The sequence below is a fragment of the Allomuricauda sp. MMSF_3307 genome (assembly GCF_030733585.1).
Classification (GTDB): Bacteria; Bacteroidota; Bacteroidia; order Flavobacteriales; family Flavobacteriaceae; genus Flagellimonas.
The window spans coordinates 337,185-350,956 of record NZ_JASHIQ010000002.1 but is presented as its reverse complement, the minus strand read 5'-3'; the positions used below and the strand labels follow the sequence as shown (position 1 = coordinate 350,956).

At 46.8% G+C, this 13,772-nt stretch carries 9 protein-coding genes; all 9 read right to left on the bottom strand.

Going from position 1 to position 13,772, the window contains the following annotated elements; translation table 11 throughout:
* Window positions 1-312: 312 nt before the first annotated feature.
* The 9 genes from RBB12_RS05985 to RBB12_RS05945 all read right to left on the bottom strand — a co-directional run bounded on the left by RBB12_RS05985 (window position 313) and on the right by RBB12_RS05945 (window position 13,768).
* Window positions 313-1,014, bottom strand: a complete 702-nt coding sequence (locus tag RBB12_RS05985; protein ID WP_067035945.1) for a PepSY domain-containing protein — start codon at window positions 1,012-1,014, stop codon at window positions 313-315.
* Window positions 1,014-1,511: a YybH family protein gene (locus RBB12_RS05980; RefSeq protein ID WP_136565995.1), complete on the bottom strand. Its 498-nt coding sequence runs from the start codon at window positions 1,509-1,511 to the stop codon at window positions 1,014-1,016. The genes RBB12_RS05985 and RBB12_RS05980 overlap by 1 nt, the downstream gene beginning before the upstream one ends.
* Before the next feature lie 339 nt (window positions 1,512-1,850).
* Window positions 1,851-2,309 (bottom strand): heme-binding domain-containing protein, encoded by a 459-nt coding sequence (locus RBB12_RS05975; RefSeq protein ID WP_036385864.1) that lies wholly within the window; start codon window positions 2,307-2,309, stop codon window positions 1,851-1,853.
* Window positions 2,310-2,939 carry a DUF3347 domain-containing protein gene (locus RBB12_RS05970; protein WP_207037063.1) on the bottom strand — a complete coding sequence of 210 codons (630 nt, stop codon included), beginning with the start codon at window positions 2,937-2,939 and terminating at the stop codon, window positions 2,310-2,312. It lies immediately after the preceding gene.
* 131 nt (window positions 2,940-3,070) lie between these two features.
* Window positions 3,071-4,378, bottom strand: coding sequence for an APC family permease (locus RBB12_RS05965; protein ID WP_036385867.1), 1,308 nt, complete (start codon window positions 4,376-4,378; stop codon window positions 3,071-3,073).
* Complete coding sequence (locus tag RBB12_RS05960; protein ID WP_036385870.1) at window positions 4,379-6,835, bottom strand: multicopper oxidase domain-containing protein; 2,457 nt, start codon at window positions 6,833-6,835, stop codon at window positions 4,379-4,381. It abuts the gene before it with no gap.
* A 25-nt stretch (window positions 6,836-6,860) separates the two neighbouring features.
* Entirely contained in the window at window positions 6,861-8,702 is a 1,842-nt protein-coding gene (locus RBB12_RS05955; protein ID WP_036385873.1) for an efflux RND transporter periplasmic adaptor subunit, read from the bottom strand.
* Window positions 8,703-8,706: 4 nt separating this feature from the next.
* Window positions 8,707-9,930, bottom strand: coding sequence for a TolC family protein (locus tag RBB12_RS05950; protein WP_090294896.1), 1,224 nt, complete (start codon window positions 9,928-9,930; stop codon window positions 8,707-8,709).
* 1 nt (window position 9,931) lies between these two features.
* A complete protein-coding gene (locus RBB12_RS05945) occupies window positions 9,932-13,768 on the bottom strand; it encodes an efflux RND transporter permease subunit (protein ID WP_036385877.1) in 3,837 nt (1,278 codons plus the stop codon).
* Between the last annotated feature and the right edge of the window lie 4 nt (window positions 13,769-13,772).

The window sequence follows — 13,772 nt, the reverse complement described above, 5'->3', positions numbered from 1 at the left end:
GTACAACACATCTTTCGATTTACTGGACCCAACTTCCATATCATGCAGTGAATTTCCACAGGGCCTTCAAAAAAATGACGACCACTGCCAATATAATGATCAATATCAAGGCCAATATGCCAAGGATTTTCATTCTTTTTTCCTTTCTTTTCTTGGCCGAATCCCGTTTCTTTTTCGCCAGATCCCTTTTTTTCTTTCGTCTTTGCCTCCTAAGTTCGCTCATTTTTCCCAAAATGGTTCAACTGGCACAATAGTCAACTATTTGCTCCTAACAGGAGTCCTTTGCCAAATAAGTATGTCAATGTGTTTGAACTATCGCCTTTTCCATAATTTTCTGATCGTTGGTGAGCTGACATACCACAACAAGAATCCGCTCAAAACGGTAATCAATCCCATCAGGGAAAAAATCCGTAAAACCATGGTGTTAAAATCGTCCCGTCCCTCATAGTCCATGGTATGGGTCATCCACAAAAAATCGAACCATCTCCAGGACCGATACCTTACACGTTGAAACGACCCATCGGTCTCTGAGACATACGCTTTTAGGTTTTCATCCGTTTCATAGGTGATCACATAGGCCGGTAATGGACGTCCACGATACTCGTGCTGCCCACCTGTTTGGGTGAGTCTTTCGACACTTTTGACCTTAAGTTCGGGCAACATATACTGTGAAGCAACGGCCAAGGCCTGTTGTTCATCGATACCCTTTTTGATCTCCCCCGTTTGTGCATCCATCAAAACCCCACCATTGATCCAATAATAGGGACTTCCCCCTATATTTCTCATTTCCAAAGATTTGATTTTAACGTTCCCGTGTCCATTGGGAGCAATTAAATTCCCAAATTCTGACTGGTCCGGATGCTCCTTGATGAATTGATCTCCATGGATCTCGTCAATGTCCGTCCAACTAAAATATAGTCCACTGATGGTCCACATTAGGAACTGGATCCCAATAAATAGGCCAAGATATCTATGTATCTTTCTGACCTTCATCGATGTTTTTCTTCCGACCATTAGTTCTTCCCGTTGTTTCGTGAGGAGTTATGCATCTTTACAATTTTCCATTCCCCATCCGTTTTTTTAAGGATGGCGGTGGCAACCCCTTTTCTGCTGATCGTTTTGCCCTCACCTCCATTTTCCGATTTTAGGCCAATGGTATAGACATAGCTTTCCGTAGTAAAGGCAAAGGGTAGCTCCACCTTCACTTCAATGGTATAATCCGAAAACCTAAAACTGTTGAAATGTCCAAGTTCTGGACCTATATGATGGTCGAGATAATGTTGATAGGTGCCTTCCACGCCCCCGGATTCAAAAACTTCGGAATCTTCCGCAAAAAGCTCCAAGGTACCTTCCGTGGTCAAATTTTGCAGTGCTTCTTTATAGCTTTCCAAAATCCTCAGCACAGCGGCCCTGTCCTGGTCTAGGTTTTCCTTGTTAGGGTTTGTTTGGCCAAAGCTTGTCCCTGTGAGAAATACGGCCATTAGAAAAATCTGTAAAGTAATACGTTTCATTGGTTTGTTTTAGCATTGTTTAGGTTAGTATTTATTGTATGATAAAGGCTCCCAGGGCAATCGAAATGACGATCCCATACAGGATATGGGCCAACCATTTTTTTAAAATGGCCTTTTTCGGCTGGACAGGTCCATTGTCACGACAACAATCTTTCATCTTCTTTTCCATTAGTGCCTGACAAGGGAAGGGAACGATTAACTAACTAACTCACCAACCAATCAACTTTGGGTGTTCCCCTCCCTTTCAGGACTTTATTTCCTCATTCATAGTAACCGGACATGACCAACAACAATAGCAATATCGTTTGTCCCGGTTTTAGGGTAATTTCCATGTCATTTTCAATTATCCAATTCTTCCATTAGATCATTTACCAAGGTCAATATCCGTTCTTTCTCTTCCACCGATAATTTTGCATCCTTATGGATCAGGGTATAGGAAGATAGGGGCATCTTATCGTCTTCGATCTGACTTGCGATGGACTTTAGTTTGCTCCTTTTTCTTCGATCCGAATAGTCGCCCCATTCATTGAAATTGAGTTCTTCCTTTCCCTCTTTTATGTGTTCTTCCAAAAACCAGGCGATGGGTTGGACCTTATTGTACCACGGGTATTGGGTGTTGTTACTGTGGCAATCATAGCAAGATACCCGCAAATCGTGTTCGATATCCTTGGCAACCTGGTTCACCGACATGAAGTCCGTATCGGGAACCACATCGCTCAAGTTGGGATCTGTGGGCACAAACTGGATGCCCACAAATCCCAACAGCACTACCAATACTATGATTTTCAGTACTTTCATTTAATTGATTTCCTTTTGCACCTTACCACAGGTCAACATCTTACTTCCAAAAAATGGATTCTGGATTTCGCTACTTGCGCTGAGCCACGTTCCTCCTTGGTTGTTGTTGTACATGGGGCAGAATTGTTGGTACAAGGTTTTGGAAGTCCCGGTTATGGCAATAAAATCGACCATATCCTTGCCCAGTCCCTCAAAGTGTTCCCGTTGGTGACCGATATCACTTTTGGCGATATGCTCCCCATGTTCCTTGGCCACTTCAATGATATCGGACAGCTCCTTCTGTTGCTGTTCATCGTATCCGCTGATATCAAAGCTGCCCAAGGCACTGGCCAAGGCTTGGCCCGATTTGGCCGCTTCATCCTTATTGTCCGCCACCAGGGCATTCTTCAGTTGGAGGTAGCTATCGATCACGGATGTGCCCTGTGCATCGGACGAACCCATATCATGGTCCATGGTCCCGTGGTCCATTTCCCCTGCAGTGCTCTCATGGTGATGGCCCTCTTCCGTTCCCATCTCCATATGGGCTCCTTCCTTGTCATTTGTTTCCTTCTTACCGTCCTTACAGGAAATCACGGTAATGGTCAAAAGCGCAATGGCAATTGTACTTAATGTAACTGTTGTTCTTTTCATTGTAATTGATTTTAAGATTAATTCCTCATTTTGATTGCCCAGGGTCGGCATATTTGTATTATCCCCCATTATTGTTGCTATTTTAATTTTTTCATCTAATTTTCCATTTCTCCCACGCAGGCACTCTACCCTTATTCTTCCTCGACCGTACGCTTTTTCCCCAAAAACAATCGTTCCCCGAAAAAAATAAGCACCATCAATACCAGGGCAACAATGACCACCAAAAGATCACTACCGGCCTTTGACCAAATAAAGGCGCCCAACACCAGTACATCCAGCACAAGGGCCGTAATGAGGATAATGGGATTTGCACCGATTTCCTTTCGCAGATTGTTTAGGACCCCCCAATGGATCCCGATATCCATGATCAAATAAAAGATGGCCCCCAATGCAGCGATCCGGCTCAGATCGAACAACATGGTGAGCCCTATGGCAATCACCACGGTATACACCAACATATGTTTCTGTATGTCCCCGGGAATCCCAAAATGTCGATGTGGTATCAATTCCTTTTCAGTGAGCATGGTGGTCATCCGGGAAACGGCAAAAATGCTGGCAACGACCCCGGAAACGGTGGATATGATCGCCAGACCAACGGTGAACCAGACCCCATATTTTCCAAAAGCGGGTCTGGATGCCTCGGCCAGCGAATAGTCCTTGGCCGCAATGATTTCCTGGATGGAAAGATTGGAAGAGACCGCAAATGCCACCATGAGATAGACCAGGGTACATATCACCAAAGAAATGACAATGGCCCGTCCCACGTTACGTTTGGGATCGACGATCTCATCCCCACTATTGGTAATGGTGGTAAAACCCTTATAGGCCAATATCGACAGTGCCAATGCCCCCAAATAATCCACCAGGGAATGCTCGGTCAAGGACTGGGAAGGAACGACCTGATCAAAGGTAAATCCAGCTGCCCAAAGGCCACCAATGGCAAAAACCGCTATCCCGCCGATTTTTAGTATGGCCATGACCAAGGACGATCCCCCGATAGCTTTGTTTCCCATCACATTGACAATAAAGGCTGTGATCAACAACAATACCCCAAGGATCGGGGGCCAGAATCCTTTCGACTCCACATCAAAAAGCTCCAATACGTAGGTCCCGAACGTCCGGGCCACCAAACTCTCATTGATGACCATGGAAAGGGCCATCAGCAGTGCACCGGTAGCGGTCCAGGCCGTTTTACCGTAAACCTTTTTGAGGTACATGCCAATGCCCCCGGCAGAGGGGTAGGTATTGGACATTTTGACATAGGTGTAGGAACTGAAACCTGAGATGACTGCCCCGATTAAAAAAGCAAAGGGAAACCATTGGCCGGAGAGTTCGGCAACCTGACCCAAGAGCGCAAAAATTCCCGCACCGATCATCACACCGGTTCCCAAAGCAATGGTATTGGTCAGACTCAGGCTATTTTTTTTGTATTCTGCCATTTAAAAACGGGCTAGCAGGCCTCCGCCCCAACCATATCGGTTGTTGTAATTGGCCTGGATTGAAAAATTACGTGAAAGGATATAGGAGGCCCCTACCAGCCATTGGGTCTCACTTTCATAGGATGAATTCCCCAAATCGTTGACCCATCCAAAATCGGCCCGAAATTCATATTCCCCCTCGAGGAAAATCCTGGGAAAAAGCAATAGTTCCCTATCCAACCTTATTCTTGGACGCAGCTGGTGGTCCATACTCACATCCATATTAAAGCGGTATGGGGTAAAATACTTGACCCCTATCAGTCCCACTGTATTGAAACGGTCATAGGAATCAGGGATGGAGGTTTCCGTGTTTACCCCTGCATAGACCCGTACCCAGTCATTGAGATACCTGTTATAATTGACTTCCACCTCGGCATTTTGGTCGTAGTCAAATTCTGCCCGTACCCCAAATTCATTCCTGATATTACTTGAAACAAGGAAGAGTTCATTAAAATTGGAACCCAATCTGGCAGCACCCCAAGCATAATAATGGTCAGTTTCATCTACCAACTTTTGAACAGGAAAATCCTTCATCCTCAGATCCCTTGGGGTATCATAACTGAAAACCCTGGCCATGCCCCCCATCATGTGGTAGAGGATATGACAGTGGAAAAACCAATCCCCGTACTCTTCATTATAAAATTCGATGACCACTTTCTGCATGGGCGGCACATTGACCGTATGTTTCAAGGGTGACTTTTCACCATTCTCATTGATGACCCTGAAATAATGCCCATGGAGGTGCATCGGATGGTGCATCATGGTCAGGTTGTTGAGGGTGATCCGGGTTACTTCCCCACCTTTGATCTTGATCTTATCGGTTTCTGAAAGTGGCACACCGTTCATACTCCAGATATACCGTTGCATATTTCCCGTCAGGTTCAACAGAATGTCATTGACGGGCAGATCGGCATTATAGGTAGTACTTTCCTTTGCTTTTAAGAAGTCATAGTTGAAATACGTTTTACGGGTATCGTAATCAAAAGCTGAAGTGTCTTTCTGCATCATTGGCATAGTCTGAACCATAGGGTTTTCCATCTTGTCCTTATGTCCGGTGGATTTCATTGACGTTGAATCCTTTTCCATTCCTGCCATATCCCCCATCTTTTTATCCATCTCCATGTGCCTATGATCTTCATTCGCATTCATAGGCCTTTTATCATCCATCTTCGCAATGGGTTTATCCTTTTGACCGCTCATTTCGGTCTTATCCATCGACATCCCATTGTGCATACCCATATCCATGCTGCCATCCTTCATGTCCATCTGCATCCCATACTTTTGCATCAAATATTCGGGTGTATTTTTCTTCTTGTTGCCGGCCATTGCCGGAGCTCCCATTTTCATGTCCATTTGGGCCATTTGTTTCATCATCGCCACTTTGTCGGGCCTATCGATGGTCGTTGCGGGAAAAAGCGTTCCCTGCCCTAAATGCAACGAGGTATGCCCGGAGCCGTCCTGTGCCGTGGCCGTTACCTCCAAAGTGCCTTCAGGAACGGTCACGATGACATCATAGGTCTCGGCAATGCCAAAAAGAAAACGACTTTTGGAAACAGGCTCCACATCGACACCATCCCCGGAAACCACCATGGGGTTACCGCCACCGAAATCCATCCAATAATAGGTGGAGGCAGAGGCATTGACGAACCGGAGCCGCACTTTTTCCCCTGGTTTGAAATCAGGGTATTCGGCCAATGTTTTCCCATTGGTCAAAAATGCGGGGTAGTAGATATCCGCAATATCCGCTCCTTCCATACGATCTCGCCAAAATTTGAGTTGTGCACCTAGTGCACCTTCCTTGATGACCCTGCTCAAGGGCACCGCGGTCCCTTTTTTGACCTGGTACCACTCGTTTCCCCGTTTAAGGTTTCGGAGCACGTTCATGGCCTTTTCGTTCGTCCAATCGGAGAGCACCACGACCAAATCCTTATCGTAGTCCAACGTCTTTTCCTTGGGATGGATCAGTATCGAGCCATACACCCCCTTTTGCTCTTGCAGCATGGTGTGGGAATGGTACCAATAGGTACCTGATTGGTTGATCGGAATCCGATATTGGAAAGTTGTGCCAGGTTCTATGGGCGGTGTGGTCAAATAGGGAACCCCGTCATAAAAATTGGGCAAGATCAATCCATGCCAGTGTACGGAGGTTTCCACATCCATCTTATTGGTCACGTTGATCAGGGCGAAGTCACCCTCGTTGAATTCCAAGACCGGTCCCGGAATACTCCCATTAATGGTCATTGCATCGGCAGTGACCCCACCGAGGGTCAATTTGTTCTGTTCCAGTACAAGATTGTATTCCCGAACGGGTCTACCTTCCTCTTTTCTGTCCTCACCATTTGTCCCCACTTGCCCAAAAACATGGGTCGTCAAGGCAGTTAGGACAAAAAACAAGATTTTAGATTTCAATATTTTCATCATTCATTCATTTACATTTGTTCAATTACATTTCATCGGTGATTTCACCGCAGGTCAACATAGCCTCTCCGAAATAGGGATTTTTGATCTCTTTGGTCGTACTCAACCAATAGGCACCTTTGTTGTTATCGGCCATCGGGCAAAACTGTTCGTATATCTTTTGATCGACCCCAAAAAGCTTGACACCTTTGGATAGATGGGCGGACAGATGTTTAAAATGATCGCGTTGGGCTTTGATATCCGATATCTTTGAAATGGAATTCGCCGAATTGGAGATTTCCTTCGATATCGTCATCCAATGGCCGTGCGCCTTTTTGTCCGTCAATTGTTTCATATCCACATGTTCCAAGGCCGACAACACTTTTTTTGCAGCGGCATTGGACTTGGCGGCATTATCATTGACAAGCGCATCCTTTAACTCCAAGTAGGCGCTCAACACCTGTTTTAATTGGTTTTTAAAAGTCGCTGTCGCCGTCATTCGCTGGTTCATATCAGAATGGTCTGTTTTGTTTTCCAAGCCGGGATCCCCCATATCCATTTCCGAATGATCGCTACCGCCTGTACCCTTGTCATCCCCCATCTTCATGCCTCCGTGGTTATGTCCCGTCATGGCGGGCCCACCTTCAGGATTCATCATGCTCGGTTTCCCGGCCAATTGGGCCGCCGCGTCGATACTAAAGGTCCCGTTTACCGCGATCTCATCCCCTTCTTGCAGCCCCTCCTTGACAATGAAACCATTTCCCAACGATGGTCCCAAGGTGACATCGCGCAACACAAAATTCACCCCATTGGATGTGGTATTCTTGATGTATACCACAGAACGTTCCCCGGTCCACATCACTGCCGACTTAGGAATGGTTATCGCTTCTGATGCAATGGGCTGTTTTGCTTTTACGGTTCCGGAAGCGAACATTTCCGGCTTTAACCTTAAACCGGTGTTCCCGATCTCGATTCTGGCCTTGGCAACCCTTGTCATGGGATTGATCACCGGGTCGATATAGGAAATCCTGCCTTTGAAGTTTTCGCCCGGGAGCGAGGGTATGGTAAAGACCACTTCATCGCCTTTTCTTACCCAGGGCATGTCGGACTCATAAATATCGAACAGTACCCAAACGCTGTTCAGGTTGGCAATTTGATATAATGCCTTGCCCTTGTTGACATAGTCGCCAAGGTTTACCATTTTTTCGGTAACGTAGCCTGAAACATCGGCATGTATCGGCAATTCCTCCTTAACGGTCCCGGATTGAAGTATCTGTGCGATTTGGTTGTCGGAAAGCTTCCAGTTTTTTAATTTTTCCTTGGCGGCATTAAAAAACTGCGGTTGGGTGTCCGCCACCTTTCTTGCTTCAAAAAGTTCCTCTTGTGCAGTGACCAGATCAGGGGAATAAATATAGGCGATGATCTGCCCCTGCTTGATATACTCCCCTGTAAAATTCACCATTAGCCGTTCCACCCTGCCGGGAATATGGGAAGATTGGGAATAGATCGATCGTTCATCCGCTTCCACCTTGCCATTAAGATCGATCAATTTGACCGGGGCGGTCTTGCCCACGATTTCCGTAGTGACATTGGCAAGCTGCATGGCGGTTTTCGACATGCTAACGGCCATGGGGTCCAGTTCCGAACCGTTGTCATTTTCCAAAGGGATCAAGTCCATCCCACAAATGGGACAATCTCCCGGTTCCGTCTGTCTGATCTGGGGATGCATGGAGCAGGTCCAAATGGTTTCTCCCGATACTTCCGAAGTATGTTGGTGTTCCTCTGTGGCATTGCCCTTGGAGCCCCCGAACAATAGCCATCCCAGCAAAAGTCCAAGAACCAAGGTGGACAAGGCTATTTTTACTATTTTTTGTGTTTCTGATTTCATCTGATTATTTTTTTGCCGTGATATAGTTAAACTTGGCCAACGCTATTTCATATTGCGTCAATGCGCTTATTTTCAATTTAGTATACTTCAACAATTGTTGCTGCATTCGTAACACCTCCTCGAAGTCCTTCCCGGAATTCCCATAGGCTGTGAACAACAGATTGAGTGCTTGTTCCGATTCCATGATCTGTTCATCAAAGAGGGAAATCAAATCCGTCTGCTGCCTTATGTCAAAAACGGCCATTTCATAATTGGTCTTCAATGTATTGGTGACTTCCTTTTTTTGCAGTGCATAACTTTCCTGCATCAATTGGGCCTCCTTTTCGGCTGCCCTGTACTTACCCCTGAATAGGGGCAGGCTCAAGGTAACCATGGGCATCAATACATCCTTGCCATTATCGGGAACCACCATGTCGGTACGCTTATCAACCATTACATAGTCCAGTCCGACCCCCACTTTTGGCAGGCCTTGTTTAAGGGCTGCCCTTTCGGATGCCGCTGCAGCCTTGACCTTTAATTCCAGGGAATTCAAGAGCGGATGGTCCACTACCAAGGAATCTTTGACATAATCAATGGGCAGTACATTGACCCCAAAGGTCTCAGGGATGTTTATTTGTTCATCTTCCTTACGGTCCAATAGTTTATTGAAGGACGCCAAAAGGGGGATTTCCTTATGTTTAAGGATACCCAGATTCGTCCGGGCTTCCTTTAAAAGCACGTCCACCCTTAAGACATCGACCAATGATCCCAAGCCATTTTTGAATTTCGTATTGGAAACCGTCCTGTAGGATTCCAGAATGGCAATGTTGTCCTCTTCGATCCGTACCCACTCCTTAAGTTCGTACAATGGAAAATAAGCTGCTGAAACCTCGTAATAAAGTTTGTTCCTGGCATCCAAAAAAGACTGGTACTTGGCCTCTGCCATAAGTGCAGCGGCATCACCTTGGGCCTTTAAGGTTCCAAACCAAGGAAACATCTGAGTCAGTGAAAACCTTGCCTTTTGGGGCCCTACCCGGGTTTCGACCGGGGAGATGAAGTACCCAAAGGACAGGTTTGGATCTGGTAAAGCCTTCACCTGCGGTACTTTTTGTAACGCCGCCTCAAAATCTTTGTACTGTGAAAGCAACCCTGGATTGTTCTCAGCCGCTACCTTAAAGTAATCCTCCAAGGTCTGGCCGTTGGAAAGGATACTTGTCAAGACAAATATGATGGTCAATACATTTTTCATTTTACTGTATTTTTTTCAATGCTTTGTTGCGATTTATAATGACTGTTTCCCTCCAATAGGCTTGGAGTACCGGGACCACGAACATGGTCATGATCTGAATGGCCATTCCCCCAAAAGTCGGGATGGCCATGGGAATCATAATGTCGGCCCCTTTTCCGGTAGAGGTCAGCACGGGCAAAAGGGCGATGATGGCCACGGCGGCCGTCATCATGGCGGGACGGACCCTTTTTTTCCCTGCCTCCAAAACCGCCGCTCTTACATCCGGTACGGTTTGAGGGTTCTTTTCCTCAAAAACCTGGTGGATGTACGTACCCATGATGACACCATCATCGGTGGCAATACCGAAAAGTGCGATAAAACCAACCCAAACCGCAACGCTTAAATTGATCGTGTGCATTTGGAACAGATCCCGCATGTTGACCCCTGAAATGGCAAAATTCATGAACCAATCCTGACCATAGAGCCAGAGCATTATGAAACCTCCCGCAAAAGCAACAAAAACTCCGGAAAAATGGATGGAGGATGCGATGACCGTCTTGAACTGAAAAAACAGGAGCAAGAAAATCACAATCAAACTGATCGGTATGACAATGGACAGTCTTTTCACTGCCCTGATTTGGTTCTCATAACTCCCAGAAAACTTATAGCTTATTCCGGCGGGAACCGTTAATTCCCCTGCATCGATTTTTTTCTGGATGGCTTCCTGGGCATCGTTCACCACATCGACTTCCGCAAAACCGTCCCGTTTATCAAAAAGCACATAGCCCACCAAAAAGGTGTTTTCGCTCTTGATGGCCTGAGGCCCGCGGACATATTCAAAATCCACCACTTGGGATAAGGGAATTTGCGCCCCTACCGGTGTGGGAATCAAAATTTTCTTCAACGATTCCGGGTCGTCCCTCAATTCCCTCGGGTAGCGCACCCGCACGGGAAAACGTTCCCTACCTTCAACGGTGGAGGTGATTTTCATCCCACCGATCGCTGTTTCGATGCTTTGCTGCACATCTTCAATGTTCAAACCATATCGGGATATCCCGTCCCTGTTGATATTGAGGTGCAAATAAGGTTTGCCCACTATTCTATCGGCGAATACGGCTTCTGCCTTGACCGAGGGCACTTCCTTCAAGATACCTTCCAATTGCATCCCAAAATCCTCGATGGTCTTCAGATCGGGACCAAAAACCTTGATCCCCATGGGAGCGCGCATTCCGGTCTGCAACATCACCAACCGGGTTTCTATGGGCTGTAATTTGGGAGCAGAGGTTATGCCCGGGATCTTGGTGACCTTTACGATCTCATCCCAGATATCGTTGGGGGATTTGATATGAGGCCTCCAGTTTCGGAAAAACTCACCGTCCTCATCCACGATCAGGTCCTTCTCGGCAATCCCTAACTGCAAGGCCTCCTCATTGGTCAAAGTGTCTTTATGCTGGGTAATGAACCTGTCCTTTCGATCTACTTTATAACGGACCCTATGTCCGTCTTCATTCACAATGAATTCAGGTTTATAGTTGATGATGTTCTCATACATGGAAATGGGTGCAGGGTCCAGTGCGGATTCAACGCGACCGAGTTTACCGACAACCAAGTCCACTTCGGGTATGCTTCCCAAGAGCATATCCAACTGTCCAACCACCCTTTTGTTGTATTCCACCCCTGAATGCGGCATGGATGTCGGCATCAACAGGAACGAACCTTCATTGAGCGATGGCATGAACTCGGATCCTATTCCCGGGAATCTCTTGGAAGCTGCCTGCCATCCCGAGGTCTGTCTGACACTTTTCCAACCTACCGATTCAAAGCCTTTGGCCACGATTCCAAAGGTGCTATCGAACCCCAGCCAAACCAATACCCCAAAAAACAGGGTCACGAATGGGATGAGCATGAACTTTCCTTTGTTTTCCAGACACCACTTTAGGACCGGGGTATAGAAATGTACGATTCCCATCAAAGCGGCCAGGATAATGCCCACTAGGAACAACACAAAAAAGTAGTTGACCACAATACCGTTTTGGGGTCCCAAGGGCATCCATTCCTCGGTCAGGAAGAAGGAAGCGATAAAAACGGTCAGTCCCAAATTGATATAGTTGGGAAACGATTTATAGTGCTCCGGCCATTTGGGTTCCATCAAATTGTTCAACCCAATGAGTGAAATGACCAATGGCAACCACATCTGGGCATAAAATGCAAAAATAAGCCCGGTGGATATCAATAGAATGGACCAAAACCGTCGCACCCGTTTCTTGTCATAATCCACCCCCATTACAAAATGGGCCAATGCCGGAAGCACAACGATTCCCAGCACAAAGGCGCTCAACAGGGCAAAGGTCTTGGTAAAGGCCAAGGGCCTAAATAGCTTCCCTTCTGCCGATTGCATGGCAAAGACAGGCACAAAGCTCACGACGGTGGTCGCCAATGCGGTCGTAATTGCCGAGGCCACTTCCACGGTGGCCTTATATATTACCTGAATGAGTTCCTTGCCCTTGGCACCATGGTTCTCGGGCATTTCCAAATGACGGATAATGTTCTCGACGAACACGATCCCCACGTCCACCATCACCCCTATGGCAATGGCTATCCCGGAAAGGGCCACCACATTGGCATCTACCCCGGCATATTGCATGACAATAAAGGTCATTAGGACCCCGACAGGCAATAGACTGGATATGATCACAGAGGCCCTCAGGTTGAGGACAAGTACCAGTACAACGATGATGCTGATCAGTATTTCGTGGGACAGGGCATTTTCCAAAGTACCTATGGTCTCGTGGATGAGCTGTGTCCGGTCATAAAACGGGACCACGGTCAATTGGCTTTCCACACCATTGGCCAATGTCTTTTTGGGCAAACCGGGTGCGATTTCCTTGATCTTGTCCTTCACATTATTGATGACCGCCAAAGGATTGGAACCATAACGGGCGACCACGACGCCACCTACCACTTCGGCGCCCCCTTTATCGAGCACGCCCCTTCGTGTGGCCGGTCCCAAGCTGACCACCCCAATATCCTTGACCCGAACCGGGACATTGTCAAAGACGGCAACCACGGCCTTTTCTATGTCTTCCGTATTTTTGACATATCCCAAGCCCCTGACCAAATATTCTGCTTGATTGACTTCAATGGTCTTGGCGCCCACATCCCTGTTCGACTTCCGTACGGCCTCCATGACCTTGTATAAAGGAATATTATAGGCTTTCAGGGCATCTGGATTTACATCCACTTGATATTCTTGGACGAAACCACCGATCGAAGCCACTTCGGACACCCCGTCCACGGCATTCAACCCGTATTTCACATAAAAATCCTGGGCAGTCCGTATTTCGTGCAGATCCCATCCTCCTGTAGGGTTCCCATCCTTGTCCCTTCCTTCCAGGGTATACCAATATACCTGTCCCAATGCCGTGGCGTCAGGACCCAAAGTCGGGGTTACCCCATCGGGCAACAGCCCTGCGGGAAGTGAATTCAATTTTTCAAGGATCCGGGAGCGCGACCAATAAAATTCCACATCATCATTAAAAATGATATAGATACTGGAAAATCCAAAGATGGATGAACTACGGATCGTTTTCACCCCTGGAATTCCAAGTAAATAGGTCGTCATTGGATAAGAAATCTGATCCTCGATATCTTGTGGCGATCGCCCGGGCCATTGCGTGAAAACAATTTGCTGGTTTTCCCCAATATCGGGAATGGCATCCACGGGCACCGGGTCTTTTGGGAGAAAGCCCGTATTCCAATTGAAGGGGGAAGTGACAATCCCCCAGGTAACCAACGTTATTAAAACGAGAACGGTCACCAGTTTGTTCTCTAAAAAGTATTTTATGATTTTATTAAGCATATCA

Bases quoted from the DNA above. Each gene is read 5' to 3' on its own strand.
- RBB12_RS05985 (WP_067035945.1), bottom strand. From the start codon at position 1,014: ATGGTCGGAAGAAAAACATCGATGAAGGTCAGAAAGATACATAGATAT.
- RBB12_RS05980 (WP_136565995.1), bottom strand. From the start codon at position 1,511: ATGAAACGTATTACTTTACAGATTTTTCTAATGGCCGTATTTCTCACA.
- RBB12_RS05975 (WP_036385864.1), bottom strand. From the start codon at position 2,309: ATGAAAGTACTGAAAATCATAGTATTGGTAGTGCTGTTGGGATTTGTG.
- RBB12_RS05970 (WP_207037063.1), bottom strand. From the start codon at position 2,939: ATGAAAAGAACAACAGTTACATTAAGTACAATTGCCATTGCGCTTTTG.
- RBB12_RS05965 (WP_036385867.1), bottom strand. From the start codon at position 4,378: ATGGCAGAATACAAAAAAAATAGCCTGAGTCTGACCAATACCATTGCT.
- RBB12_RS05960 (WP_036385870.1), bottom strand. From the start codon at position 6,835: ATGAAAATATTGAAATCTAAAATCTTGTTTTTTGTCCTAACTGCCTTG.
- RBB12_RS05955 (WP_036385873.1), bottom strand. From the start codon at position 8,702: ATGAAATCAGAAACACAAAAAATAGTAAAAATAGCCTTGTCCACCTTG.
- RBB12_RS05950 (WP_090294896.1), bottom strand. From the start codon at position 9,930: ATGAAAAATGTATTGACCATCATATTTGTCTTGACAAGTATCCTTTCC.
- RBB12_RS05945 (WP_036385877.1), bottom strand. From the start codon at position 13,768: ATGCTTAATAAAATCATAAAATACTTTTTAGAGAACAAACTGGTGACC.